Annotated in this window: 26 protein-coding genes; 11 read left to right on the top strand and 15 right to left on the bottom strand. The window is 59.2% G+C overall.

Features of this window, described 5'->3' with window-relative positions; genetic code table 11:
• Positions 1-71: 71 nt before the first annotated feature.
• Positions 72-275 (bottom strand): YdcH family protein, encoded by a 204-nt coding sequence (locus L598_RS21060; protein WP_144866002.1) that lies wholly within the window; start codon positions 273-275, stop codon positions 72-74.
• A gap of 232 nt (positions 276-507) precedes the next feature.
• Between L598_RS21060 and L598_RS21055 the strand changes: the two genes are divergently transcribed.
• The gene (locus L598_RS21055) at positions 508-687 is read left to right on the top strand and encodes a DUF465 domain-containing protein (protein ID WP_144865999.1); all 180 of its coding nucleotides are present in this window, start codon (positions 508-510) and stop codon (positions 685-687) included.
• A gap of 94 nt (positions 688-781) precedes the next feature.
• Here the strand turns inward: L598_RS21055 and L598_RS21050 are convergent, their stop codons facing one another.
• Together L598_RS21050 and L598_RS21045 are read right to left on the bottom strand one after the other, a co-directional pair.
• On the bottom strand, positions 782-2,044 hold the full coding sequence (locus tag L598_RS21050; protein ID WP_144865996.1) for an MFS transporter: 1,263 nt from the start codon (positions 2,042-2,044) through the stop codon (positions 782-784).
• A gap of 86 nt (positions 2,045-2,130) precedes the next feature.
• Positions 2,131-2,325 (bottom strand): DUF1192 domain-containing protein, encoded by a 195-nt coding sequence (locus L598_RS21045; protein ID WP_144865991.1) that lies wholly within the window; start codon positions 2,323-2,325, stop codon positions 2,131-2,133.
• A 125-nt stretch (positions 2,326-2,450) separates the two neighbouring features.
• Between L598_RS21045 and L598_RS21040 the strand changes: the two genes are divergently transcribed.
• Both L598_RS21040 and L598_RS21035 read left to right on the top strand, forming a co-directional pair.
• A complete protein-coding gene (locus L598_RS21040; RefSeq protein WP_144865988.1) occupies positions 2,451-3,452 on the top strand; it encodes an NAD(P)H-quinone oxidoreductase in 1,002 nt (333 codons plus the stop codon).
• Between the two features lie 140 nt (positions 3,453-3,592).
• A complete protein-coding gene (locus L598_RS21035; protein WP_144865985.1) occupies positions 3,593-4,282 on the top strand; it encodes a DUF1013 domain-containing protein in 690 nt (229 codons plus the stop codon).
• A 12-nt stretch (positions 4,283-4,294) separates the two neighbouring features.
• Here the strand turns inward: L598_RS21035 and L598_RS21030 are convergent, their stop codons facing one another.
• The 4 genes from L598_RS21030 to L598_RS21020 all read right to left on the bottom strand — a co-directional run bounded on the left by L598_RS21030 (position 4,295) and on the right by L598_RS21020 (position 8,207).
• Positions 4,295-5,005: a YafY family protein gene (locus tag L598_RS21030; protein WP_144865982.1), complete on the bottom strand. Its 711-nt coding sequence runs from the start codon at positions 5,003-5,005 to the stop codon at positions 4,295-4,297.
• Positions 5,006-5,250: 245 nt separating this feature from the next.
• Complete coding sequence (locus tag L598_RS21570; protein WP_186445138.1) at positions 5,251-5,403, bottom strand: hypothetical protein; 153 nt, start codon at positions 5,401-5,403, stop codon at positions 5,251-5,253.
• A gap of 82 nt (positions 5,404-5,485) precedes the next feature.
• Entirely contained in the window at positions 5,486-6,277 is a 792-nt protein-coding gene (locus L598_RS21025) for an SDR family oxidoreductase (RefSeq protein ID WP_144865979.1), read from the bottom strand.
• A gap of 22 nt (positions 6,278-6,299) precedes the next feature.
• On the bottom strand, positions 6,300-8,207 hold the full coding sequence (locus tag L598_RS21020; protein ID WP_144865976.1) for a propionyl-CoA synthetase: 1,908 nt from the start codon (positions 8,205-8,207) through the stop codon (positions 6,300-6,302).
• A 156-nt stretch (positions 8,208-8,363) separates the two neighbouring features.
• Here L598_RS21020 and L598_RS21565 point away from each other — a divergent pair, with 156 nt between their 5' ends.
• Together L598_RS21565 and holA are read left to right on the top strand one after the other, a co-directional pair.
• Entirely contained in the window at positions 8,364-8,525 is a 162-nt protein-coding gene (locus L598_RS21565; protein WP_186445137.1) for a hypothetical protein, read from the top strand.
• A gap of 31 nt (positions 8,526-8,556) precedes the next feature.
• Complete coding sequence (gene holA / locus L598_RS21015) at positions 8,557-9,594, top strand: DNA polymerase III subunit delta (RefSeq protein WP_144865973.1); 1,038 nt, start codon at positions 8,557-8,559, stop codon at positions 9,592-9,594.
• A gap of 17 nt (positions 9,595-9,611) precedes the next feature.
• On the opposite strand, the gene L598_RS21010 is transcribed toward holA, so the two are convergent.
• From L598_RS21010 to mnmE, 5 genes are all read right to left on the bottom strand, one after another.
• The gene (locus L598_RS21010) at positions 9,612-10,478 is read right to left on the bottom strand and encodes a ParB/RepB/Spo0J family partition protein (RefSeq protein WP_144865971.1); all 867 of its coding nucleotides are present in this window, start codon (positions 10,476-10,478) and stop codon (positions 9,612-9,614) included.
• A 31-nt stretch (positions 10,479-10,509) separates the two neighbouring features.
• On the bottom strand, positions 10,510-11,307 hold the full coding sequence (locus L598_RS21005; protein ID WP_144865968.1) for a ParA family protein: 798 nt from the start codon (positions 11,305-11,307) through the stop codon (positions 10,510-10,512).
• Positions 11,308-11,345: 38 nt separating this feature from the next.
• Positions 11,346-11,981 carry a 16S rRNA (guanine(527)-N(7))-methyltransferase RsmG gene (gene rsmG, locus L598_RS21000; RefSeq protein WP_144865965.1) on the bottom strand — a complete coding sequence of 212 codons (636 nt, stop codon included), beginning with the start codon at positions 11,979-11,981 and terminating at the stop codon, positions 11,346-11,348.
• Positions 11,978-13,846 (bottom strand): tRNA uridine-5-carboxymethylaminomethyl(34) synthesis enzyme MnmG, encoded by a 1,869-nt coding sequence (gene mnmG, locus L598_RS20995; RefSeq protein WP_144865962.1) that lies wholly within the window; start codon positions 13,844-13,846, stop codon positions 11,978-11,980. Before mnmG ends, rsmG begins: the two co-directional genes overlap by 4 nt.
• 168 nt (positions 13,847-14,014) lie before the next feature.
• Positions 14,015-15,349 carry a tRNA uridine-5-carboxymethylaminomethyl(34) synthesis GTPase MnmE gene (gene mnmE / locus L598_RS20990; RefSeq protein ID WP_144865958.1) on the bottom strand — a complete coding sequence of 445 codons (1,335 nt, stop codon included), beginning with the start codon at positions 15,347-15,349 and terminating at the stop codon, positions 14,015-14,017.
• A gap of 49 nt (positions 15,350-15,398) precedes the next feature.
• On the opposite strand from mnmE, the gene L598_RS20985 reads away from it, so the two are divergent.
• Positions 15,399-17,432 carry a thioredoxin domain-containing protein gene (locus tag L598_RS20985; RefSeq protein ID WP_144865955.1) on the top strand — a complete coding sequence of 678 codons (2,034 nt, stop codon included), beginning with the start codon at positions 15,399-15,401 and terminating at the stop codon, positions 17,430-17,432.
• A gap of 85 nt (positions 17,433-17,517) precedes the next feature.
• Here L598_RS20985 and rho read toward each other — a convergent pair whose 3' ends face one another.
• The 3 genes from rho to hemE form a co-directional block, all read right to left on the bottom strand.
• Positions 17,518-18,783 carry a transcription termination factor Rho gene (gene rho, locus L598_RS20980; protein WP_144865952.1) on the bottom strand — a complete coding sequence of 422 codons (1,266 nt, stop codon included), beginning with the start codon at positions 18,781-18,783 and terminating at the stop codon, positions 17,518-17,520.
• 167 nt (positions 18,784-18,950) lie between these two features.
• Positions 18,951-19,478 (bottom strand): protoporphyrinogen oxidase HemJ, encoded by a 528-nt coding sequence (gene hemJ / locus L598_RS20975; RefSeq protein WP_144865949.1) that lies wholly within the window; start codon positions 19,476-19,478, stop codon positions 18,951-18,953.
• A complete protein-coding gene (gene hemE, locus L598_RS20970) occupies positions 19,478-20,506 on the bottom strand; it encodes a uroporphyrinogen decarboxylase (RefSeq protein WP_144865946.1) in 1,029 nt (342 codons plus the stop codon). Before hemE ends, hemJ begins: the two co-directional genes overlap by 1 nt.
• Positions 20,507-20,903: 397 nt before the next feature.
• Between hemE and L598_RS20965 the strand changes: the two genes are divergently transcribed.
• The 5 genes from L598_RS20965 to dnaQ are packed head-to-tail and all read left to right on the top strand — an operon-like array spanning position 20,904 to position 24,558.
• The gene (locus L598_RS20965) at positions 20,904-21,725 is read left to right on the top strand and encodes a pyruvate, water dikinase regulatory protein (RefSeq protein ID WP_144865943.1); all 822 of its coding nucleotides are present in this window, start codon (positions 20,904-20,906) and stop codon (positions 21,723-21,725) included.
• A 38-nt stretch (positions 21,726-21,763) separates the two neighbouring features.
• A complete protein-coding gene (locus tag L598_RS20960; protein WP_144865940.1) occupies positions 21,764-22,363 on the top strand; it encodes a Maf-like protein in 600 nt (199 codons plus the stop codon).
• Entirely contained in the window at positions 22,356-23,198 is an 843-nt protein-coding gene (locus L598_RS20955) for a shikimate dehydrogenase (protein WP_144865937.1), read from the top strand. Before L598_RS20960 ends, L598_RS20955 begins: the two co-directional genes overlap by 8 nt.
• Positions 23,195-23,794: a dephospho-CoA kinase gene (gene coaE / locus L598_RS20950; RefSeq protein ID WP_144865934.1), complete on the top strand. Its 600-nt coding sequence runs from the start codon at positions 23,195-23,197 to the stop codon at positions 23,792-23,794. The genes L598_RS20955 and coaE overlap by 4 nt, the downstream gene beginning before the upstream one ends.
• A gap of 53 nt (positions 23,795-23,847) precedes the next feature.
• Entirely contained in the window at positions 23,848-24,558 is a 711-nt protein-coding gene (gene dnaQ, locus L598_RS20945) for a DNA polymerase III subunit epsilon (protein ID WP_144865930.1), read from the top strand.
• Positions 24,559-24,572 lie beyond the last annotated feature (14 nt).

The following is a 24,572-nucleotide window of genomic DNA, read 5'->3' as shown; positions in this document are numbered from 1 at the left end:
ACGAATCCTCAAAACGGAAGAAACCGTTGTCCGACCTAGCCAACTATTGCGCTTATCGCAAGGACGGCTGATCAGGCTATGATGTCGGGGATGATGCGATCCTCAAGGCGCGTCAGGCGATCCTTGACGGCGAGTTTCTTCTTTTTCATGCGCTGGATTTGCAGAGGATCGCATCCCGTCGCGATCATGGCGTTGATGGCTGCGTCGAAGTCCGCATGATCCTGCTTCAAACGTGCAAATTCGAGACGCAAATCAGCCTGTTCCTGTTCCGACATCTTGTTCCGTCAGCAGATTCTCCGGCGCCGGGCGCCTCAAGGGAGGGTCCCAGCTACACGTCGCCGGGCCGTCTCTCATATCACATTTCGATCTTTCAGGAAATGCTACCACCAGCCGTTCGACAACTGCTTCCGATAGTGGCAGACTGTCATCGTGCCGTCACGAAATCGGGACAGCAGACGCCCCTTTTTCGGAGACGGCGACGAGGAACCAGCGAAGGGAGAGCCTGTCATGTCTCTTGAATCCCATCTTGCAGAGCTGAAGCGCAGACATGGAGATCTGGAGCGCGAACTCGACGAGGCTATGATGCACCCGTCGATTGACGATCTGGAAATCGCCAGTCTCAAGCGACGCAAGCTGGCCATCAAGGACGAGATGGAGAAGCTGAGGACCAGTCAAGTACGGCATTGAACCGGCTGAGCCGGACCGCCAGTCCTATATGTATATCGGCCCGCGGCTATCCCGGTCGCGGGCTTTCCTTTTGCCGCAGCATCACTGCAGGTATTCAGGCAGGTTCAGGGGTCGTTTCCTCCTCGGTTTCACTGCGGGGGTCCAGCATGACGGCCTGCGGCGTCACGGCCCGTTCGGCCGGCAACACGTTGAAGGCTTCGCGCTCGTCGATCGGCACGGGCGCCCGGCGGCTGATGCGGAGAGCGGCGTAACAGGCGAGGCCGAGATGAGGAAGCGCGGTGGCGAGAAACAGGCTTTCAGGTTTCAGCCATTGCATGAAGAAGCCTCCGAGAAGCGGGCCGACCATGGTGCCGAAACCGTAGAGCAGCAGCAGCCCGCCCGAAACCTTAACGAAATCTTCCGGCGATGCATGGTCGTTGGCATGGGCCACGGCGATCGAATAGAGCGTGTAGGCCAGCGCGCCGTAACATGCCGTCATCGGCAGGACGAACACCGCGCTGCGCGGTGACGCCAGGAAGATCAGCAGGCCGACCAGCGCCGAGCCGAGGGCGGCGCCAGCCAGCACATAGCGGCGGTCCGTCATGTCGGAAATGCGGCCCGCGGGAATCTGCATCACGGCGCCGGCCACCACCACAAGACTCATCATCAACGCGATCTGCGCCGTTGTGATGCCGATCTGGGCGCCATAGACCGCTCCCAGCGTCCCCCAGGCGCCGTTGGCGATACCGATCAGCAGGCAGCCGACAAGGGCGACCGGAGAATTGCGATAGAGAGCCTTCAGATCGAGCGAAACTTCCGCGAGCGGCTGCGGCGTTACGGCGGTGGAGACAGCGGTAGGGATGAGCGACAGGCAGAACAGGATGCCGGTCACCATGAACAGGACCGTGGTCTGTACGTCCCCGACCGCGACCATCATCTGGCCTGCCATCAGCGAGGCATAGGTGACCATCATATAGAGCCCGAACACCGTGCCGCGGTTCTCGTTGGTGGCGCGCTCGTTGAGCCAGCTTTCGATGACCATGAAGGCGCCGGCCATTGTGAAGCCCGTAAAGGCCCGCAATACGATCCAGGCCGTCATGTCGATCCACATTCCGGTAAGCAGCGCGATAATGGCGCCCGACGCGGCGAAGGCGCCGAAGGCGCGCACATGCCCGACCCTGCGCACCAGGCGGGGTGCGAAAAAGCAGCCGGCGACGAATCCGGCGGCCCAGGCGGTGCCCAGAAGGCCGAGAGCGGAGGTGGAAAATCCTTCCGCCTGACCCCGGATGGGCAGGAGAAGCGAATGCAGACCGGATGCAGCCAGAAGAAAGGCGGTGCCGCAAAGGAGCGCTAGGATCGAACCGAAGGCGGAAAGCATCAGGGAACTTTCGAAAATCAAGGAGGAATCAGGAACCTCGCCAGCTTCCTCTTGGCCGCAATCGTGGCGTTAGAATGGATTTGCCGCTATTTCCGCTGAAACAATGCTTCGGCTGCGGCCTTTGTTGATCCTTTCGCGGCAAGCTCGCGCTCGATGCGCTCGATCTCCTGCCGCAACTGCACGATTCGCGCATTCAGCTCCTCTACCGAGAGCATCGAGATGTCCTGGCCGATCTCGTGATTGCGGATGATTTTCCGGCCTTCCTCGTCGAAAATGCTCATGCAGCATCCTCCCGTTGCCAGTTTGCCCAAACAGAATACATAGGCGTCGCGGGCGGAGGCAAATTTGCCGGACCCGTTTCGGGCGCACAAGGATAGCCAGATCGAGCAGAGGGAACGATATTCATATGACAACCATCCCGGATCGCATGACTGCCATAGCAATCAGTGAGCCTGGCGGACCGATGGTCCTGAAGCCCGAGAAAAGGGAGGTCCCGAAACCGGGGAATGGGGAGATTCTCATCCGTGTCCGGGCAGCGGGTGTGAACCGGCCGGATGTACTGCAGCGAAAAGGTGCCTATCCGCCGCCGCCCGGTGCCTCGGATCTGCCGGGGCTGGAGGTTTCCGGCGAGGTGGCTGCGCTTGGCGAAGGGGCAAGGCGCTGGAATATCGGCGAGACGGTTACGGCGCTCACGCCCGGCGGCGGCTATGCGGAATATTGCGTGGTGCACGAATCCAACGCTCTGCCGATCCCGCATGGCTTTACCTTTACCGAAGCCGCGGCCATACCCGAAACCTTCTTCACCGTCTGGCACAATGTCTTCCAGCGCGGAGGCCTGAAAGCCGGCGAGGTCTTTCTTGTCCATGGCGGATCTTCCGGCATCGGTACGACGGCCATCCAGCTTGCCTCCGCCTTTGGCGCCAAGGTGCTGACGACGGCCGGTTCGGAGGAGAAATGTGAGGCTTGCCGCAAGCTCGGCGCTGATCTTGCCGTCAATTATCGCTCGCAAGATTTCGTCCAGGCCGTGAAGAAAGCCACCGACGGGCACGGAGCGGATGTCATACTAGACATGGTAGGCGGCGATTATGTCGATCGGAATTATGCGGCAGCGGCGCAGGATGGGCGCATCGTCCAGATCGCCACATTGAACGACGCCAAGGGCATGGCGGATTTCTCCAGGCTCATGGTCAAGCGTCTGACGCATACCGGATCGACGTTGCGGCCGCGCCCCATCGCCTTCAAGGGACAGATAGCGAGCGAGCTGGAAGCCAAGGTCTGGCCGCTCCTGGCGGCACGCAAGATAGCCCCGGTCATGGATATGATCTTCCCGCTGAAGGATGCCTGGCGCGCCCATGAGCGCATGGAGGAGAGCAATCACATAGGCAAGATCGTCCTGGACGTCGCCTGACATGCCCAAAGACAATTGCCAGCAGAATTCATTGCGGTATGGCGCGAATGAAGCTATATGCGGGATGATTTCCCACGAAAATTGGTGGTTATGACCACCGCCCGCGCCAGGGACGCGGGCGAAGAAGAGGAATTTTAGCGATGGCAAACACGCTTCTCATGCCGAAGGCGACGGCCGTCTGGCTGGTGGACAATACTGCGCTTTCCTTCGACCAGATCGCCCAGTTCTGCAAACTCCACCCGCTCGAGGTGAAGGCGATCGCCGACGGCGAAGCGGCCCAGGGCATCAAGGGCATGGACCCTGTCATGACGGGGCAGCTCACCCGCGAGGAGATTGCCAAGGGCGAGGCGGACAGCAATTACCGCCTCAAGCTCTCGGAGCCGAAGGTGCGGGTGCCCGAGACCAAGCGCAAGGGGCCGCGCTATACGCCCCTTTCCAAGCGGCAGGACAGGCCAAATGCTATTTTGTGGCTGGTGCGCAACCATCCTGAATTGAAGGATGCCCAGATTTCGCGCCTGGTCGGCACGACCAAATCGACCATCGAGCAGATCCGCAACCGCACCCACTGGAATTCGGCCAATCTGGTACCGATGGACCCGGTGACGCTCGGCCTCTGCTCGCAGATCGACCTCGACATGGAGGTCCAGCGTGCTTCGCGTGGTACGCAGCCTCAGGTACCCGCAGGCGATACGCTCCTGCCGGCCTCCGAGACCGAACAGCTTCCGGTCGAAAATGAGAAGGCAGTTCCCGACGAGGAAAAGGAACTCGACGCGGAGGCTGTTTTCGCCAAGCTATCCTCGCTCAAGTCAAAGAACGAGGACGAGGAGTAGTTTCGGCCCTCGTCAGTGGGCGCGGCCGTTGCCGGTCGCGCCGTCCCTCACTTCGAGCGTGCGGTAGAAGTCGGCAAGCTGCTTGCCGCGTTCCGGCTTGAAGGTCCGGCCGGTGGGGGTCACGGCCGCGATCCGGTCGATGCGGAAGGCACGGAAATCCTCACGCAATTCGCACCATGCGATCAGCGTCCAGACCTTGCCCCAGAACCAGAGCCCGAGTGGCCGTATGTCGCGCTCCGTGCCGCGGCCGGTTTCGTCATGGTAATCCAGCCTCAGGACATCGCGGTTTTCCACCGCCCGCTCAAGGGCGTCGATGGTGATCCGATCCGAGTCGCTCACCACCCAGTCCGGCATATGGATTTCGGTCCTGGAGATGCGGGCGCGTTCGCTTTCCGGCAGGACGGTGCCGATCTTGACCAGGGCCTCCTCAGCGGCCCGCGCCATGGCGGCGCCCCCGAATGCACGCACCATCCGCGCCCCGGCAACGAGCGCCACAATTTCGTCACGCGTGAACATCAGCGGCGGCAGTTCGAAGCCCTCCCGCATGATGTAGCCGACACCGGCCTCCCCGTCGATCGGCACGCCGGTCGATTGCAGGTCGGCGATATCGCGATAGATCGTGCGCTCGGAAACCTCGAGCCGCTCGCCGAGCATCCGGGCGGTGACGAGCCTGCCCCCACGCAAATGCTGAACGATCTGGAAAAGACGGTCGGCGCGGCGCATGCGGAAACAAGCTCACATGGAAGTGGCCGAAAGGATGGCGAAGGCTAACCCCGTGCCGCTCCATCCGGTCCGAGACGTCATCATCAACGCCTTGGTCTCGCCGGCCTTGGCAGGAATGAAGCTGTTCATGTCGCGTCCCTCGATGCCCGGCTACAATGCCAAAAGGCTCCTGACAGCATTCTGTCAGGATGTTTGACAGGAGTCGACGTGTGGCGGCTCCACACGACAGCGCCGCGCCCTCCATTTCAGGCCGCAAGATTCGGCCAGCCTATATCCTTGCGGATCGAAACGGGCAGATCATTGAGAATACGCTCCGTGCGAACCCGCCGCCGATGATCGCGATAATGCACTGCAAGACGCAGGACGGCTTCACGGAGGCCCAGATGAATCCCGTTCATGGTCGAAACTCCTCGATTTCGAATGCATGAACAGTCTCGCACAGGCCTCCTGACAGCATCTTGTCAGGTTAACGCCTGCCGCTTAGTCTTCGGGCTTCACAGCCACCGTATAGTTCAGCGGCAGCCGGCCGCCATCGGCATAGATGGTCTGGCCCGTCACATAGCTGGCATCGGCGGATGCAAGAAAGGCCGCGATGGAGGCAATCTCGCCGGGATCGCCGATACGACCCAGCGGCGTACGCGAAAGAATGCGTTCGCGCGCGTCCTCGTCATTGTTCACGCTCTTCAATATGTCGGTCATGATCGAGCCGGGTCCGATCGCGTTCACCCGGATGCCATAGGGCGCAAGCGCAAGCGCCATCACCTTGGTAAGCTGGTTCACGCCGCCCTTGGAAATGGTGTACGGAACCTGGTCGGGAATCGCCAGAACGGCATTGATCGATGACATATTGATGATGGTGCCGGGCGGCCCGCCCTTCTCCACTTTCTCGACCATGAATTTGGCGACCGCCTGGCCCGCCAGAAAGACGCCCTTGAGGTTCACGCGCAGCACACGGTCGAAATCTTCCTCCTTCAGGTCGAGAAAACCGGCCCCATGGACGATGCCAGCATTCGAGACAAGAATATCGATGTCGCCGAAGGCATCGAGGGTCGCCGCAACGAGATTGTGTATGTCGAGGCGCCTGCCGACATCGGTTTTCACAAAGCGCGCATCGCCAAGCTTTTCCAGGTCATCCAGCGCACGCGCACCCTTCTCGACATCCATATCCGCGATCACGACCTTTGCGCCTTCGCGCAGGAAGCGCTCGGCAATTGCATAGCCGATACCGCCGGCACCGCCGGTCACGATCGCCGTTTTTCCGTCGAGTGCCATCGCTGTCTCCTTGTTGAAACTGTCAAATCCCAAGACCACGCTCGTTAAGCGCTACGGTAATTTCGTTCAGAATGGCTGGATCGTCGATGGTTGCCGGCATGGTCCATGCTTCCTTGTCGGCGATCTTCTGCATGGTGGCGCGCAGGATCTTCCCCGACCGCGTCTTGGGCAGGCGCTTGACGGGCACGACCAGCCTGAAAGCGGCCACGGGGCCGATCCTCTCACGCACCATTGCCACCACTTCACGCTCGATTTCGGCCATGTCCCGCTTCACGCCGGCATTGAGCACGACAAAGCCGCACGGAGCCTGGCCCTTCATCGCATCCGCTATGCCGACCACGGCGCATTCAGCGACATCGGGATGTTCCGCTATCACCTCCTCCATGGCACCCGTCGAAAGGCGATGGCCGGCCACATTGATGATGTCATCGGTCCGCGCCATGATGAACAGATAGCCATCCTCGTCGATGAAGCCCGCATCGGCGGTCTTGTAATAGCCCGGAAACTCCTCGAGATAGGCTTCCCGGAAACGCTGATCGGCCTGCCAGAGGGTCGGCAGGGCGCCGGGAGGCAGGGGCAGCTTGATCACCACATTGCCAAACGTGCCTTTCTCGATTTCGTGTCCGGCGTCATCGACAATGCGCACGTCATAGCCTGGCATCGGCACGCCGGGAGAGCCGTATTTGACGGGGAGTTGCCCGAGACCGACGGGGTTCTGGCTGATCGGTGCGCCCGTCTCGGTCTGCCACCAATGGTCTATGACCGGAACGCCGAGCTTCTCCTCCGCCCATTTCACCGTCTCCGGATCGGCACGTTCGCCGGCAAGGAACAGCGTACGGAAGCGCGACAGGTCGTGATTCCGGATCTGCTCTCCGCCTGGATCATCCCTCTTGATGGCGCGGAAGGCCGTTGGCGCGGTGAAGAGCGCGACCACGCCATACTCCGCTATGATGCGCCAGAACACGCTGGCATCCGGCGTTCCGACCGGCTTGCCTTCAAACAATATGCTCGTGCAGCCATGCAGAAGCGGCGCAAAGACAATATAGGAATGCCCGACGACCCACCCGACATCCGAAGCGGCCCAGAACGCTTCGCCCGGCTTCACCCCAAACTCGTTCCACATCGTCCATTTGAGCATGACCATGTGGCCGCCATTGTCGCGCACCACGCCTTTCGGCCTTCCGGTGGTTCCGGAGGTATAGAGGACATAGAGCGGATCGGTCGCCGCGACCGGGATACAGGCAACGTCGCGCCCTGCCGACATGGCCGCTCCGACGGCTTCGCGGTAGTCGAAATCGCGGCGCGGGACCAGTTCGCAAGGCTGTTCCTCCCGCTGGAGGATGATGCAGCTTTCCGGCTTTGCGGCAGAAAGCTCGATTGCCTGGTCGAGCAGCGGCTTGTAGCCGACAATTCGGCCCGGCTCGATGCCGCAGGAAGCGGCGAGGACCAGCTTCGGCTTGCAGTCATCGATGCGGGTCGCCAGTTCCTTTGCCGCAAAGCCGCCGAACACCACCGAATGGATCGCGCCTATGCGGGCACAGGCGAGCATCGAAAAGACCGCCTCCGGCACCATCGGCATATAGATGATGACGCGGTCGCCCTTACCTATCCCGTGATCCTGCATTACAGCCGCAAGCGCAACGACCTCGGCCTTCAGTTCCGCATAGGTGAAGCTCTTCTTGCGGCCAGTGATCGGGCTGTCATAGATCAGCGCCGTCTGATCGGCCCTGCCTTTCTCGATATGGCGATCCAAGCAATTGTAGCAGGTATTGCAGGTAGCGCCGACGAACCATCGCCCGTAAACGCCGCGATCCTTGTCGAATATTTGTGTCCAGGATGAAAACCAGTCTATGTCAGCCGCGGCTTCCGACCAGAATCTCTCCGGATCCTTCTTCCAGCTTTCATAGACTTCGGAATAGCGCGATGACATCAAACACCTCCCTTGCTGCCTGCAGGCGAGCTTAGCCAATGCCGGCGCCCCGCGTCCATGCGGTAGTGGGGCTGCGATCAGCGACTTTGACAAGACGGGATCGAGCCTTCAAAAGGAAAGCAATCTTCACTGCCGGATGGCAGCTTCCAGGCTTCAATGACCAAGGCGCTTTCCCTTATCATCATTGCCGCGATGATCCTGCATCTCATCAAGCCGCTGGGCCTGCCCGGATTGCGGAAGCGTAGCGATTTCTGGAAGCTGGCCGTGGGAGCCATGGCGGCGATTTCATTGACGGTGATATTCAGCCATGGAACCTGATGGCGCTCCGTTATAGCGGGACTGATTGCCTATGGCCCAGAAGAAAGCACACGAAGTCGAAGCCTGGTTGAAAAGGCCGGATGATCGCATGCGGGTGGTCCTCGTCTACGGACCGGACCGCGGTCTCGTCAGTGAGCGCGCGCGCCGCTTTGCCGAAAAAGCGGGGGTTTCCCTTGATGACCCTTTCAGCACCGTGCGTCTGGACGCTTCCGAATGCGAGCAGCAGCCAGGGCGATTGCTGGACGAAGCCCTGACCGTGCCGATGTTTTCCGATCGCCGCCTCGTCTGGGTCCGCGGCGCGGCGAACCAGAAGGCCGTGGCCTCGGAAATTGCGATACTTGCCGCCGAGCCCCCGGCCGACGCACTGATTCTTGTCGAGGCCGGAGACCTGCGCAAGGGTTCGGCATTGCGTTCCGCCGTGGAGAAGGCCGGGGCAGCAATCGCCCTGCCCTGCTATGCCGATGACGGACGCGACATAGACGCCGTCATAGATGACGAATTGGGCAAGGCAGGTCTTGGCATCACTCTCGAAGCCCGCCAGATGCTCAAAACCAGCCTCGGTGGAGACCGGCTTGCCACCAGGGGTGAGCTGGAGAAGCTCGCGCTTTATTGCATGGGCAAGAATTCGGTCGAGGTCGAAGATGTGCAGACGCTGACCGGCGATGTTTCCGGGCTTGGCGCCGACGAGGCCGTGGATGCCATATTGACAGGCAAACCAGCCGAGTTTGACCGGATTTATGCGCGGCTTTTGGCCGGCGGCAGCCAGCCCTTTCTGATCCTTTCCGCTGCAATGCGCCAGTTCCAGGCAATTCAGCTCATGCGCCAAAGCATGGAGAAGAAAGGCCTGTCGGCCTCAGCCGCTGTCAACGGCGCACGGCCACCGATCTTCTTTGCCCGAAAAAGGTTCGTGGAAACAGCCCTGCAGCGCTGGTCGAGCGATGCACTGGCAGGTGCTCTGGAGCGGCTGCAAAGGGCGGTGCTACGGACCCGCCAGAGACCGGAAGTTGCGGGCTCGCTTGCTCGGCAGGTCCTGCTTGGACTGACACTTGAAAGAGCGCGCGCTGGATAATATTATTTTGTCGGCTATTATGATTTTAGACGCCGGCAAAGTTCATCAAGCTGCTCAAGGGTTTGGTAGGCGATACGTACTTCGCCGCCCTTTTCCTTGTGGTTGATTGTCACATTGAGCCCGAGCGTATCGCCAAGCAGCTTCTCCAGGGCTTGAGTATCGGCATCCTTTTCCGGCTTGGGTCTGGCTTGCCGTGATTGCCGTGCCGGCTGGCTTGCCAGCGCCTCCGCCTGCCGCACCGAAAGTCCCTTTTCCATGATCTGGGCCGCCAGTCCCATCGGATCTTCGGCATTGACGAGCGTACGAGCATGGCCAGCTGTCAGCGATCCGTTCTCGATCAGCTCATGGACAAGCCGCGGCAGCTTAAGGAGACGCAGAGTATTGGCCACATGGCTTCGGCTCTTGCCGATTACCTGGGCCAGATCGGCCTGAGTATAATTGTGCTCGTCCATCAGCAGCTGATAACCGTTCGCCTCCTCCACCGGATTGAGATCGGCGCGCTGCACATTCTCGATGATCGCAAGCTCAAGCGCCGCGCGGTCGTCGACCTCGCGGATGATGACGGGCAACTCCGTTAGCCCGGCGCGCTGTGCAGCACGCCAACGGCGCTCGCCGGCGATGATCTCATAATGTCCCGGCTTCGGCGCCGGACGAACGATGACAGGCTGTACAATGCCATGTTCGCGAACGGATTGCGCCAGGTCCGCCAGATCTTCCTCGGCGAAATTGCGCCTGGGATTGCGCGGATTGGGCGAAACCAGTTCGATCGGGACACGTCGGTCCGCCGAAACAGGCATGTTGGCAGATGGCGGCGCTTTGTCGATTTCGCCGATCAAAGCCGCCAGCCCTCGTCCAAGGCGTTTCCGGGAAGGATCTTCGTTCATTTCATACCCATCATCTTATTCGCCGGACCATTCAAGCAGCCCGCAAGCGCCGTTCCCGTCGAATGACCTCGGAGGCGAGCTGCAGATAGGCCTGACTGCCGGAACACTTCAGATCATACAGGATTGCCGGCTTGCCATAGGACGGAGCCTCGGAAACCCGCACATTGCGGGGAATGATCGTCTCATAGACCGTATCGCCCATGTAGCTGCGCACATCGGCAACCACCTGATTCGCCAGATTGTTGCGGCGATCGAACATGGTGAGAACGATGCCCTGGATCTCCAGTGACGGATTGATCGATCCCCTGATCTGCTCCACCGTCTCCAGAAGCTGGCTCAATCCCTCGAGTGCAAAGAACTCGCATTGAAGAGGCACCAGAACGGAATCTGCCGCCGCCATTGCGTTCAGCGTCAGCAGATTGAGGGAAGGGGGGCAGTCGATCAGTACATAGGAGTAGAGACCATTGCTGCTTTCATCGTCACGCAAGGCCTTGCGCAATTTCAGCACACGATCGGGCGCCCCGGATATCTCCATCTCGATGCCGAGAAGATCGAGCGTGGAAGGCACGATTGAAAGGCCCGGAACGGCCGTTTGCATTGAAGCCTGCGCTACATTGGCTCTTCCGGTCAGGACATCATAGGATGAAACCAGCCGCTCCTGCCGCTCGACCCCCAATCCCGTGCTTGCATTGCCCTGCGGGTCGAGATCCATGATCGATACGCGCTCGCCAATTGCGGCCAGCGCCGTGGCCAAATTGATGGCGGTGGTGGTCTTGCCGACGCCGCCTTTCTGGTTCGCCACCGTTATGATACGTGTCCGGCTGTTCATCTCCAGCCCCTGCTGCCGCTCAGTTCAGTGATGGTATATCAATTCCGGCGTTGCAATTTGCTTATGCCGAGAATCACTCCATCCGGATCAACCTTATCGGTGTGTTCTACCAGATCGAATCGCCAGACGTCACGGCTTTCTTCGACCTCCACACGGTAATCCCGCCCTTTGTGAAAGAGCGCGGCGGCTGTACCGGAGAGCCATGGGAGAGCCAGTTGTAGCAGAACTGACAGCGGAGCCAGGGCGCGGGCCGTGACGACTTCCGTATCTTCAAATTGCCCGACGATCGCCTCGATACGTGCGTTTACAACCTCGGCAGGCACCTGCAATTCACCCAGAACCGCGCGCAGAAAACCGGCTTTCTTGCTATTGCTTTCGACAAGGCGAATTCGCGCACCGGGCCTGTCCAGCAAAAGAATCGCGACCACCGCACCGGGGAAACCGCCACCGGAACCGAGATCGAGCCATTTCAAGGCATTAGGAGCGAGACGCATCAGCTGAGCGCTGTCCAGAATGTGACGCGCCCAAAGCGTGCTGATCGTGGAAGGCGCGACAAGATTGATCTTCTGCGCCCATTTCAGGAATATCTGCTCGAATTCCAGCAGTTTTGCAAATGTTTCACGTGAAACAGGCCCGGCCAGCGCGCATAATTCCTGATAGCGGCTTTCTTTCACGCCACTTCGCGCCCTGTTTCGGAATATCGCACTGCGGCCAGAATAAGCGCGATCGCGGCCGGCGTCATGCCATCGATCCGCTGCGCCTCTGCGATCGTCCGCGGCCGCTGCTGGGCTATCTTCTGCTTCAACTCATTGGACAGTCCGGGCAGGCTGGAAAAATCCAAACCATGCGGAATGCTTCGGCTCTCCTCCCGCCGCAGCACTTCGGCGTCATGCCTCTGCCGATCCAGATAAACCGCATATCGCGCCTCGGTTTCAAGCCGCTCAGCGGTTTTGGGGCTGATAGATGAAAGCTGGGGCCAGATGGCTGATAGGCGTTCAATACCGGCCTCCGGATAGGCCAGCAGATCATAAGCCGTCCTGCGGATACCGTCCTGATTGAGAGCCAGGCCATGGCGTGCCGCCTCCTTGGGTGTCAGGGACAGGCTCCGCGCCAATTCGCGCGCTTGGGACAGATCTGTTTCGCTTTGGTCAAAACGACGTCGTCGCTCTGCGGAAGTTATACCCAGATCCTTAGCAAGGGGGGTGAGCCGTGCGTCTGCATTGTCCGCCCTCAAGGAAAGGCGGAATTCGGCCCGCGACGTGAACATGCGATAGGGTTCGCTCACTCCACGGGTGATAAGGTCATCCACCATGACGCCGATATAGGCATCAGCCCTCCCCAGCGTCACGCCATCCCGGCCCGAAGCGATGCGTGCGGCATTAATGCCGGCAAGGATTCCTTGCGCGGCCGCTTCCTCATAGCCGGTCGTGCCATTGATCTGGCCAGCCAGTAAAAGCCCTTTGACCTTTCGCGTCTCCAACGTGGTTTCGAGTTCGCGAGGATCGATATGATCATATTCGATGGCATAGCCAGGCTGCAAAAATCTTGCCTTTTCCAAGCCCGGTATGGTGGCCACAAGAGCATGCTGCGCGTCCTCGGGGAGGGATGTCGAGATGCCGTTTGGATAGACGGTACTATCGTCCAGACCCTCCGGCTCAAGAAAAATCTGGTGGCCTTCACGGTCACCGAATTTGACGATCTTATCCTCGATTGAAGGACAATAGCGTGGTCCGATCCCTTCGATGGCACCGGAATACATCGCAGACCGATGCAGATTTTGCCGAATGATCTCATGCGTTGCAGCGGTCGTCCGCGTTATGCCGCATTCGATCTGCGGATTGGTGATTCGGTCGGTCAACAGCGAGAAGGGAACAGGATCCTCATCCGCCTTCTGCATTTCCAGCGCCCCCCAGTCGATGGTCCGGCCGTCGAGGCGTGGTGGCGTACCTGTCTTGAGCCGGCCGAGATCAAAGCCCGCCTGCATCAGCGATTCCGAAAGCCGTGTCGGGGCCTGCTCGTTCATTCGTCCGGCAGAAATCTTCTTTTCGCCGATATGAATAAGGCCTCGCAAGAAAGTCCCCGTGGTCAGGACGACCGCACCGCAATCCAATCGACGCTCGCCGGAGACGACGACATGAGTAATCCGCCCATTGTTGACACCCAGCTCCAAGGCTTCTCCCTCAACAACGTCCAGACCGGTCTGCTCGCGGATTGCGGCCTGCATGGCCTGCCGGTAGAGCTTGCGGTCCGCCTGGGTGCGGGGGCCTCGCACGGCCGGGCCCTTCTTCCTGTTGAGGAGACGGAACTGAATGCCCGCCGCATCCGCAACACGTCCCATAAGGCCGTCTAGAGCATCGATTTCACGGACAAGATGACCCTTGCCCAGTCCTCCAATCGCCGGATTGCAGGACATCGCGCCAATCGTATCGAATCGTAAAGTCACCAGCGCCGTATGTGCGCCGGCTCGCGCAGCGGCAGCAGCAGCCTCGCAGCCGGCATGGCCGCCGCCGACAACAACAACATCGTAGAACTGCTTCATGTCCTGCTTCTCCTGAGCCCGTCACCCATGGGCGCAAATCTTCAAGCCGTCAAGGCGCGGCTTATGCTGTTTCACGTGAAACAATCCCTGCCAGAAAGATGTTTGCCGAACCTGTCGGTGTTTCACGTGAATCACGGTCACTACTGGAGTCTGTGTGTTTCACGTGAATCACTTCCCGATGCAGAATTGGGAAAAGATCGTGTCCAGAAGATCTTCCGCATCGATTTTCCCGCTAATCCGGCCCAGAGCGGTTGCTGCAAGCCTGAGTTCCTCCGCACGGAGCTCCAAAAGGGGATTTTCGATCTGCACCGCTTTCTCAAGATGCTTTCCGGCTTCGCGGAGCAGAGAGATGTGTCGTAATCGGAAGGGCATGACTTCGCCGCGATGGGCGATGCTTGCCTTCGCTTCTGCCTCGAGCATGTTCAGTAGACCATCGAGCCCCTCGCCCGTTCTGGCCGAGACGACATGGTCATAGGCGCCGTCCGGTTGTCTGGATGCCGCAAGATCCGACTTGCTCCCGATGCGGAGCGCCTTCACTCCCTCCGGCAGATCAATCGGAGATGCCGAGCCCGACATATCTTCCAGCACTATGATAAGGTTGGCCTGGCTGGCTGAGGCCTTGGCTCTTTCGATGCCTATGGCCTCTACCCGCCCCGGCCGATCCCGAATGCCCGCGGTGTCGAAAAGCACGATCTTTTGCCCGGCAACATCCAGGGCGACTTCCAGCACATCACGGGTGGTGCCCGGCTCCTCGGTCACGATTGCGATCTCCCGCCGGGCGAGGGCATTCAGAAGGCTGGACTTTCCGGCATTGGGAGCTCCGAGGATAACCACGCGAAACCCTTTTCGAAGTATCTCGGCTGTCCGGAAATCACCGACATGACTCTCGATCTCCTCCCTCAAGGCAGCAATATCGGCCCAGGCGGAATCCGCTACCGATCCTGGAACGTCGCCTTCGTCGGCGAAATCCAGTTCTGCCTCGATCATCGCCATTGCGTGGATGAGCCGTTTTCGCCAGCCTTCGTAAAGCTTGCCATGTCGGGCATTCGAATTCTCCAGGGCAAATCGGCGCTCAGCTTCGGTGTCTGCTGCAATCAGGTCCGCAAGGCCTTCCGCCTGGATGAGATCGAGCTTCCCGTTCAGAAACGCCCTTCTGGTGAACTCGCCCGCCTCGGCAAGCCGGAAACCGGGCATTTCCGACAAAGCCTTCAGGGCGGCCGCAATCACCGCTCGGCCACCATGAAGATGCAGTTCCGCACAATCTTCTCCGGTGAAACTGCGGGGGCCAGGGAAGAACAGGACCAGCCCTCGATCGAGGACTTCTCCCCCGGGGAGATGCAATTCCATCAGGTGTGCCTGCCGCGGGGGAGGGATATTCCCAGCAAGGCTGAAAAGCGCATTTCTTGCCTCCACACCGGAAATCCGGATCACGCCAACGCCTGCAGGCAGGGCACCGCTTGACAGACCGAATATGGTATCGCGGAACAGAGTTTGATCGGCCATCATATCCGCCCTAGTTTTGAATCCTGACCCGAGGAAAAGGATTGTTCGCGTGGCGCCACTACCACCAAGGAACCTGCTTGCGGAAGAGGCTAGTCCCTATCTGCGCCAGCACAAGGAAAATCCCGTCCATTGGCGGCCCTGGTTGCCTGCAGCCCTGGAGGAGGCCAGGAGCCTGCAACGGCCCATATTGCTTTCCATCGGCTATGCCGCCTGTCACTGGTGCCATGTCATGGCGCACGAATCCTTCGAGAACGAGGAGGTGGCATCCGTGATGAACCGCCTCTTCGTCAATATCAAGGTAGACCGCGAAGAGCGCCCCGACATCGACCAGATCTACATGGCTGCGCTCTCCGCAACCGGCGAGCAGGGAGGCTGGCCACTTACCATGTTCCTGACACCCGAGGGCAAGCCTTTCTGGGGCGGCACCTATTTTCCGCGCGAGCCCCGATACGGCCGGCCAGGCTTTGTCCAAGTGCTTGAAGCCGTTCATAAAGCCTGGATCAACAACAGGGAAGAAATAGAACGCGGCGCCGATACGCTCACCGATCATGTTCATGGTCAATTGGCACCGATTGCAGCCCGGGCAGAGCTTTCGCCGGACCGGCTTTCAACTTTTGCAGAAAGCGTCAATGGCATGATCGACCGGCAACGCGGCGGTCTTCATGGTGCCCCCAAATTCCCGAACGCACCCTTCATGAATGTTCTCTGGCTGAACTACCTGCAAACGGGCAAAGAAAGCCACCGCGATGCCGTTCTCATGACGCTCAAGCAGATGCTGGCGGGCGGCATTTACGATCATGTCGGCGGTGGTCTTGCGCGATATTCAACGGACGCAGAATGGCTGGTGCCGCATTTCGAAAAGATGCTCTATGACAATGTCCAGCTTATTCGCCTGGCCTCGTGGGCTTATTCCCGAACCGGAGATGACCTGCTTCGCATACGCATCGAGGAGACTGCCGAATGGCTCCTTCGAGAAATGAGAATGCCCGGCGGCGCCTTTGCATCCAGTCTCGATGCCGACAGCGAAGGGGAAGAAGGCCGTTTCTATCTCTGGACTGAGGAACAAATCCGGGAAATTCTCGGCGGTGACTCCGTCCGCCTTTTCGGCACATTCGAGCTCGCAAAGCCCGCAGGATGGGAGGGCAAGCCGATCCTGCATCGCAAGAGAAAACCGGATCACGCCGGCGACGAGGAGGAAGCCTTCCTGAGATCGGCTTTGGATCGCCTCAGGGAAGTTCGGGCCAAGAGAGTGCCGCCCGGGCGGGATGAGAAGATACTGGTGGACTGGAATGGTCAGGCGATCGTCAGTCTGGTGCAGGCCGGGCGGATTCTGTCGCGCCCCGACTGGGTCAAGGCGGCCATCCAGGCCTTTCGTTTCATTGTCGGATCGATGGAGGCAGGCAGATTGCCACACTCGATTTTGGGAACAAAGCGTCTCTTCCCTGCGATTGCCAGCGATTACGCGGCAATGATGAATGCTGCAATATCGATTTTCGAAGCCAGCGGGGAGCGCTCATATCTGGAGCAGGCGCGTGGCTGGCTGGACGCGCTGGACAGATGGTACGCCGATGAAAACGGCACCGGATATTACCTTTCGGCTTCTGATAATCCCGATGTCCCCATGAGAATTCGCGGCGACATGGACGATGCAATGACCTCGTCCACAGGCCAGATCATCGAGGCTCTCACCCGGCTGGCCACCATCGAAAGCGATTACGCGCTGCAAGAACGGGCGGTCGCTATCGCCGAAGCAGCCATTGGACGGGTCGCGACCCAGCGCTATGGCCAGGCCGGCATCGTCTTTGCTGCAGCCTTGGCCCTGCAGCCGATGAAACTGCTCATTGCCGAGGATCGAGGCGATCAAGCCTATATTTCGGTTGCGAATCGAAATTCCGATCCGCGGCGTGTTGATCTATGGGTTCCGACTGGCTCGAGCCAGGCAAACCTTCTGCCTGGCGGAGTTTCGCCCGATCTGTCACAGGCCGGAGCATGGTTGTGTACCGGCCAACTATGCCTGCCGCCGATCCAAGACCCGGTTGAACTGGAGATAACCCTACGACGAGCTGGTATTGGTCGAAGCTAATTAACCTCGCAGCAGAAAATCCGATACCAATGCTCTCTTGATCTGAAAATAATAACAGCTTTATATATAATAAAGATTATACTTATCAAGTATTCATTGAGTCAAAGAAATCAGCATTTCCCTTTGTTTGCTTGAGCTTGTCTATGAGAAACTCAATGGCGTCTGTCGTTCCCATGGGCGCCAGGATGCGGCGCAGGACAAAGATCTTCTGCAGATCCTGACGGGGAACGAGAAGATCTTCCTTGCGGGTACCGGACTTAAGGATGTCCATGGCAGGAAAGATGCGCTTGTCCGCCACCTTGCGGTCAAGCACGATTTCCGAATTGCCGGTACCCTTGAACTCTTCGAAGATAACCTCATCCATGCGGCTGCCCGTATCGATCAGGGCCGTCGCTATGATCGTCAGCGAGCCGCCTTCCTCGATATTGCGGGCCGCGCCGAAGAAGCGCTTCGGCCGTTGCAGAGCATTTGCGTCGACACCGCCCGTCAGAACCTTGCCGGAGGAAGGCACCACGGTGTTGTAGGCGCGGCCGAGGCGGGTGATCGAATCGAGCAGGATGACGACATCGCGGCCGTGCTCTACAAGGCGCTTGGCCTTTTCGATAACCATCTCGGCAACCTGCACATGTCGTGCCGCCGGCTCGTCAAAAGTCGAGGAAACGACCTCACCCTTTACCGAACGCTGCATGTCCGTGACTTCTTCCGGCCGCTCGTCGATCAGAAGCACGATAAGGTAGCATTCCGGGTGGTTTGACGTGATCGAATGGGCGATGTTCTGCAAAAGGACCGTCTTGCCGGTGCGCGGCGGCGCGACGATCAGGCCGCGCTGGCCCTTGCCGAGAGGCGCAACGAGATCGATCACCCGGGCCGAAAGGTCCTTGGTCGTCGGATTTTCGATTTCCATGCGCAGCCGCTCGTCCGGATAAAGCGGCGTCAGATTGTCGAAATGAATCTTGTGGCGGATCTTCTCCGGGTCTTCGAAATTGATCGAATTGACCTTGAGCAGGGCGAAGTAGCGCTCACCTTCCTTCGGGCTGCGGATCGGACCCTCAACCGTGTCGCCCGTCTTTAAAGAGAAGCGTCTGATCTGCGAGGGCGAAATATAGATATCATCCGGTCCCGGCAGATAATTGGCGTTGGCGGAGCGCAGGAAACCGAAACCGTCCTGAAGCACCTCGACGACGCCTTCGCCTATGATCTCGATATCCTGCATCGAAAGCTTCTTGAGGATCGCGAACATCAGCTCCTGCTTGCGCATGATGCTGGCATTCTCGACCTCGAGCGATTCAGCGAACGCGATCAGATCGGTCGGTGTTTTGCTCTTCAGCTCTTGTAGTTTCATTTCCTGCATGTTGGCGGACTCTATGGACCTGAGATGAGATAGAAAATAGCGATGCTTAGGGATAGGCCGGCGTCGCCCAGGACGGTTTTGTAAAACGGAACCGGACGAAAAGGGAGGAATTGTCTTTTAGCCTCCGCGCTCGCAAAGAGCAAGGAGCGATTTGGCCTCTCGCCGTCTCAGAAAGGCTTCACAATGACGAGAATCACGATGGTAATCATGAGAACCGTCGGAACCTCGTTCATCATCCGCCAGTAGCGCGCCGGCTTGTCGTTCGCGTCCCGCGCAAACTTCCTGACGGCACCCGAAAAATAGCCATGCACACCCGACATTACAAGAACCAGGGCGATCTTGGCATGCAGCCAGCCAGCCGAAAAGGCGAAGCCCTTCCAGGCGAGCCATAGTCCAAAGACCCAGGTTACCACCATGGCCGGGTTGATGATGACCCTCAGCAGCCGCTGCTCCATCAGCTTGAACGTCTCGGACTGAACGGATCCCTTCTCGGCCCCGGCGTGATAGACAAAAAGCCGCGGCAGATAGAGCATTCCGGCCATCCAGGAAATCACCGCGATAACGTGGATTGCCTTGGCCCATGAGTAGAAATTCTCCGGATCAAGCAGAAACAGACCGACGGTAAGGAGCGCGAAAATCGCCAGTACGACAGCCGCACGCTTGCCGGCTCGAGCGCCGGAATGCTCCTCACTCATCAGCGTCCTCCCTGCCGAACGCGTTTCACCATGGCCTCCACATGCTCCACCGGAGTATCCGGCGTGATGCCATGGCCGAGATTGAAGACCAAGGAACCGGAGCTGAGTTCGGCCAGAATGGCATCTACACCTTCGTCGAGTGCTCTCCCGCCGGCGACCAGTCTCATGGGATCGAGATTGCCCTGCACGGCACCTTCGGCCTGCAGTTCCCGCGCTTGCGCAAGCGGAACGGACCAGTCCAGACCAAGAGCAGTCACACCCGTCTCCTCCCTATAATGGCCATAATGCGCACCGGCTCCTCGCGGAAAGCCGATGATCGGAACCTCCGGATGGACCTCACGGACGCGCTTCACGATCCCGGAAACAGGCTTCACGCACCATTTCTGGAACGACCCGCTGTCGAGCACACCCGACCAGGAATCGAAAATCTGGATCGCATCTGCTCCCGCCTCAATCTGCTTCAGCAGATATTCCGCGGAAAGCTCCGCAAGTCTCTGAAGGAGTCTGGCCATGGCCTCAGGATGACGATAACCGAAAAGCCGGGCCGGCGCCTGGTCGGGAGTGCCGTGCCCTGCGATCATATAGGTTGCGACCGTCCAGGGAGCTCCGCAGAAGCCTATTAACGTCGTCTCCGACGGCAGTTCCTGACGTAGTCTGCGGACCGTTTCATAGACCGGGGCGAGATGGTCATGGAAGCTTCGTCCGTCCAGCCGGGAAATCTCTTCCCCGCGTATCGGCGTCATCACGGGCCCACGGCCTTCCACGAAATCGAGATCCCGGCCAAGGGCATGCGGAATGACGAGAATATCGGAAAAAAGGATCGCCGCATCAAAGCCGAAGCGCCTTATTGGCTGCATGGTCACTTCGGTAGCGAGATCCGGATTGTAGCAAAGGTCCAGGAAACTTCCGGCTTTTTTCCGTGTTGCACGATATTCCGGGAGATATCGACCTGCCTGCCGCATCATCCAGAGCGGAGGCGGGAAAATGGTTTCTCCCTTCAATGCCCTGACGATTTTGCGGTCGGCCATTTCGCTTATCCAGTATGCGCCTAATCAAAGAAAGATTCTTTGAAAGGATTCTTCTGATTCTATGACTCTGTTTGAATCGTGGATTCAATCCCATCCACGACAAAGCGTGTCGGATCGATCGGCAAATTGCCGCGCTACCTCCGCAAAGGATAGTGAAAAGATCGGGGAAAGTGATAAATTACATAATATTTTCAATTGGTTGAGAACTATTAGCTCGCTGTCGGTTTGTTCACACACGTCGAAACAAACTTGAATTCTTTGATATTCTCCACAGCCGGGACAACGTCTCCACGTCAACCTGAATTGTGGACAGAATCGCGTCTGTCAGGCTCATGACTTCTGGCGGAGCCGGGACTCTCACGCTATCAACACCTCTCCACAGACCGGAAGCCGACATGTGAACAAGCCGCAGAGTTTCTTCCATCTTCATCTGATTTCCGACGCCACGGGTGAAACCCTGCTGGCGGCTGGCCGGGCTGCGGCGGCACAATACAAGGATGCGCGGGCCATCGAGCATATTTACCCGTTGATCCGCACCGAAAAGCAGCTTCAGAAGGTTTTCGAGGAAATCGACCAGGAGCCAGGCATTGTGCTTTACACGGTCGTCGATCAGAAGCTGGCGCGGGATATCGACGAATGGTGCGCCTCGGCCGGTTTACCTTGTGTTTCCGTGCTGGAGCCCGTGTTGACCGTCTTCCAATCCTATCTCGGAACGCCGGCAGGCCGGCGGGTTGGCGCCCAGCATGTGCTCGACGCCGACTACTTTCGCCGCATCGATGCGCTGAACTTCACCATGGAGCATGATGACGGCCAGTTGCCGCAGGACGTGGATGAGGCCGATCTCGTCCTGATCGGCATATCACGGACTTCGAAGACGCCGACCAGCATCTATCTCGCCAATCGTGGCATCAAGACCGCGAACATTCCGATCGTTCTTGGCGTTCCTTTGCCTGAAAGCCTGTTGAAGGCGAAGAACCCGCTGATCGTGGGATTGATCGCTTCAGCCGAACGTATTTCCCATGTGCGCCAGAACCGTGTCCTCGGAACCGCCGCAAGCTATGATGCGGATATCTACACGGATCGTACCGCTATAGCCAGCGAACTCGCCTATGCAAGACAGATTTGCACGCGTCATGGCTGGCCGATGATCGATGTCACCCGGCGGTCGATAGAGGAAACCGCGGCGGCGATCATGGCTCTTCGCGGAAAGTCGCGATGAAGGGCCAGATCGAGCCAAGCCCGAAACCGGAGACTGAAATGCCCACCGATATCATTCTCGCTTCTAGCAGCCCGTTTCGAAGGAAGCTGCTGGAGAATGCGGGCCTGGAGTTCAGAACGGTCTCGCCGGAAATCGACGAACGCGCGGTGCAGGCGACACTGGAAGGTTCCGATATCACGCCGGACGATGTGGCCCTGATCCTCGGCGAGGCCAAGGCTCGAGATGTTTCCGAGCGCAACCCCGAAGCCTGGGTGATCGGTTCCGACCAGACGCTGTCGCTTGGAGACCGGATTTTCCACAAGCCCGCCGATATGGAGGAGGCCCGCCGGCATCTCCTGGCCCTGTCGGGAAAGACGCATCAACTGAACAGCGCCGTGATAATTGCTCGCAAAGGCGAAGCGGTCTGGCGCCATGTCGGAATCGCCCATCTGACCATGCGCAATCTCGACCCGGGCTTCATCGGCCGGCACCTTGCTGCGGTCGGGGAAAAGGCCCTTTCAAGCGTCGGCGCCTATCAGGTCGAAGGGCAGGGTATCCAGCTTTTCGAAAAGATCGACGGTGACTATTTCACCATTGTCGGTCTTCCCATGCTGCCTTTGCTGGCGGCGCTGCGCGAAATGGGTGCCATCGATGGCTGAAACGACACCGCGCGCATTTGTCTGCGGTCACCCGATCATCCATTCGCGCTCGCCGCTCATCCATAATCATTGGCTGAAAAGATATGGTTTGACGGGCTCCTACGAACGCGTCGACGTCGCGCCGGAGGATTTTGCACAATTCATCGCCCGGCTTGCGGAGCAGGGCTTCGTTGGCGGCAATGTCACGCTCCCTCACAAGGAAGCCGCTGCTGCGCTGGTGGCCCATCGTGACGAATCGGCGACAATCATCGGAGCGGTGAACACGCTCTGGTTCGAGGATGGATTGCTTTGCGGCAGCAATACGGACGCTTACGGCTTTTCCGCCTATCTGGATCAGGTGGCACCCGATTGGAAACGGGGCCGAATAGCAACCGTTCTAGGGGCCGGGGGCGCTTCGCGGGCCATTATCCATGCGCTGCAATCAAACGGCTACAGGGATATCCGCGTCGTCAATCGCACCCTTCTGCGAGCTACAGAACTGGCCAATCGTTTCGTCGGCGGAGTGACGGCGCATGGCTGGCAGGCGATCCCGGAACTTCTTCCCGATACGGATCTGCTGGTGAATACGAGCACACTCGGCATGACTGGAAAGGATTCTGCCGATATCGATCTTTCGCCGCTGCCGGACAAAGCGATCGTCAACGATATCGTCTATGTGCCGCTCAAGACCGCGCTTCTGGCAGATGCCGAGCGGCGCGGATTGAAGACTGTCGACGGGCTGGGAATGCTCCTGCATCAGGCCGTTCCGGGGTTTGAACGCTGGTTTGGCCGCCGCCCGGAGGTGACGGCTGAGCTTCACGCGGAAGCCGTGGCGGATTTGGAGAGAGCGGCATGATCATTCTCGGCCTCACCGGTTCGATCGGCATGGGCAAATCGACGACGGCGGGCATGTTCATGGAAGAAGGCGTTCCGGTGCATGATTCCGACGCAACGGTCCACCGGCTTTATTCCGGTGCCGCGGCTCCGCTCATCGAGCAGGCTTTTCCCGGCACCACGGTCGACGGAACGGTGGACCGCACGAAACTGTCGAACGCGGTCCTTGGCAAGCCCGAGGCCTTGAAGAAGCTCGAGGCGATCATCCATCCCCTGGTTCGCGCCGAGGCGGACAGGTTCTTGGCCGAGCACCGGAATAACGGCACTCCCCTGGTGGTCCTTGACATCCCTCTTCTTTTCGAGACAGGGGGAACCGGGCGCGTCGACAAGATCGTGGTGGTCACGGCTTCGCCGGAAGTCCAGCACAAGCGCGTCTTGGCTCGTCCGGGAATGACGGAAGAGAAATTCGAGGCCATCCTTGCCAAACAGGTTCCGGATGACGAGAAGCGCCGGCGCGCGGACTTCATCATTGACACGGGTGAGGGAATGGAATCGGCCCGTGCGGCTGTGCGTGCCATAATCGCCGAACTTTCCCCAGCTTTGAAGGCCCGAAACTGACGGCCGCTTGCCCGCAGGCCATCTCCCGCGCAAGCTGGTGTCGGAGTGATTCGATGCGTGAAATCGTCTTTGACACGGAAACAACTGGTCTTGACCCCAATGAGGATCGGATCATCGAATTGGGTTGTGTGGAACTGGTGAACCGGTTCCCGACCGGGCGGACGCTGCATCATTTCATCAATCCAGAGGGACGGGCCGTTCATCAGGATGCATATGAGGTCCACGGCATCAGCAACGCCGATCTTGCTGACAAGCCTACCTTCCGCATGATCGCCGACGAGTTCATCCACTTCATCGATGGCGCGAAGCTGGTGGCGCACAACGCCAATTTCGATATCGGCTTCATCAATGCGGAATTCCTGCGTCTCGGCCAGCCAATCGTCGAGCCGGAACGGGTCGTCGACACACTCGCAATGGCGCGCCGCAAGCATCCGATGGGACCGAACTCACTCGATGCGCTTTGCCGCCGCTATGGCATCGACAACAGCCATAGGACCAAGCACGGCGCGTTGCTCGATGCGGAGTTGCTGGCCGAGGTCTATATAGAGCTGATCGGCGGCAAGCAGGCTGCGCTCGGCCTGGAGATTCGTGTCGAAACCACGGAAGTGACGATCGAGACGACAGCTTCAGTCCATTCTACCGGTCCTCGTCCACGACCTCTACCGCCACGGTTGACGGAAACCGAACGCGCGGCACACAAGGCGCTTGTGGCCACGCTTGGAGAAAAGGCCATCTGGCTGAAGACTGAACCGGCCGACCTTTGATCTGGCCGGCCGAC

Source organism: Mesorhizobium sp. J18 (assembly GCF_007829525.1).
Lineage (GTDB): Bacteria > Pseudomonadota > Alphaproteobacteria > Rhizobiales > Rhizobiaceae > VLJP01.
The sequence above is the reverse complement of the archived record's forward strand: the minus strand, read 5'-3'. Positions and strand labels throughout refer to the sequence as shown.

Bases quoted from the DNA above. Each gene is read 5' to 3' on its own strand.
- L598_RS21060 (WP_144866002.1), bottom strand. From the start codon at position 275: ATGTCGGAACAGGAACAGGCTGATTTGCGTCTCGAATTTGCACGTTTG.
- L598_RS21055 (WP_144865999.1), top strand. From the start codon at position 508: ATGTCTCTTGAATCCCATCTTGCAGAGCTGAAGCGCAGACATGGAGAT.
- L598_RS21050 (WP_144865996.1), bottom strand. From the start codon at position 2,044: ATGCTTTCCGCCTTCGGTTCGATCCTAGCGCTCCTTTGCGGCACCGCC.
- L598_RS21045 (WP_144865991.1), bottom strand. From the start codon at position 2,325: ATGAGCATTTTCGACGAGGAAGGCCGGAAAATCATCCGCAATCACGAG.
- L598_RS21040 (WP_144865988.1), top strand. From the start codon at position 2,451: ATGACAACCATCCCGGATCGCATGACTGCCATAGCAATCAGTGAGCCT.
- L598_RS21035 (WP_144865985.1), top strand. From the start codon at position 3,593: ATGGCAAACACGCTTCTCATGCCGAAGGCGACGGCCGTCTGGCTGGTG.
- L598_RS21030 (WP_144865982.1), bottom strand. From the start codon at position 5,005: ATGCGCCGCGCCGACCGTCTTTTCCAGATCGTTCAGCATTTGCGTGGG.
- L598_RS21570 (WP_186445138.1), bottom strand. From the start codon at position 5,403: ATGAACGGGATTCATCTGGGCCTCCGTGAAGCCGTCCTGCGTCTTGCA.
- L598_RS21025 (WP_144865979.1), bottom strand. From the start codon at position 6,277: ATGGCACTCGACGGAAAAACGGCGATCGTGACCGGCGGTGCCGGCGGT.
- L598_RS21020 (WP_144865976.1), bottom strand. From the start codon at position 8,207: ATGTCATCGCGCTATTCCGAAGTCTATGAAAGCTGGAAGAAGGATCCG.
- L598_RS21565 (WP_186445137.1), top strand. From the start codon at position 8,364: ATGACCAAGGCGCTTTCCCTTATCATCATTGCCGCGATGATCCTGCAT.
- holA (WP_144865973.1), top strand. From the start codon at position 8,557: ATGGCCCAGAAGAAAGCACACGAAGTCGAAGCCTGGTTGAAAAGGCCG.
- L598_RS21010 (WP_144865971.1), bottom strand. From the start codon at position 10,478: ATGAACGAAGATCCTTCCCGGAAACGCCTTGGACGAGGGCTGGCGGCT.
- L598_RS21005 (WP_144865968.1), bottom strand. From the start codon at position 11,307: ATGAACAGCCGGACACGTATCATAACGGTGGCGAACCAGAAAGGCGGC.
- mnmG (WP_144865962.1), bottom strand. From the start codon at position 13,846: ATGAAGCAGTTCTACGATGTTGTTGTTGTCGGCGGCGGCCATGCCGGC.
- mnmE (WP_144865958.1), bottom strand. From the start codon at position 15,349: ATGGCCGATCAAACTCTGTTCCGCGATACCATATTCGGTCTGTCAAGC.
- rho (WP_144865952.1), bottom strand. From the start codon at position 18,783: ATGCAGGAAATGAAACTACAAGAGCTGAAGAGCAAAACACCGACCGAT.
- hemJ (WP_144865949.1), bottom strand. From the start codon at position 19,478: ATGAGTGAGGAGCATTCCGGCGCTCGAGCCGGCAAGCGTGCGGCTGTC.
- hemE (WP_144865946.1), bottom strand. From the start codon at position 20,506: ATGGCCGACCGCAAAATCGTCAGGGCATTGAAGGGAGAAACCATTTTC.
- L598_RS20960 (WP_144865940.1), top strand. From the start codon at position 21,764: ATGCCCACCGATATCATTCTCGCTTCTAGCAGCCCGTTTCGAAGGAAG.
- L598_RS20955 (WP_144865937.1), top strand. From the start codon at position 22,356: ATGGCTGAAACGACACCGCGCGCATTTGTCTGCGGTCACCCGATCATC.
- coaE (WP_144865934.1), top strand. From the start codon at position 23,195: ATGATCATTCTCGGCCTCACCGGTTCGATCGGCATGGGCAAATCGACG.
- dnaQ (WP_144865930.1), top strand. From the start codon at position 23,848: ATGCGTGAAATCGTCTTTGACACGGAAACAACTGGTCTTGACCCCAAT.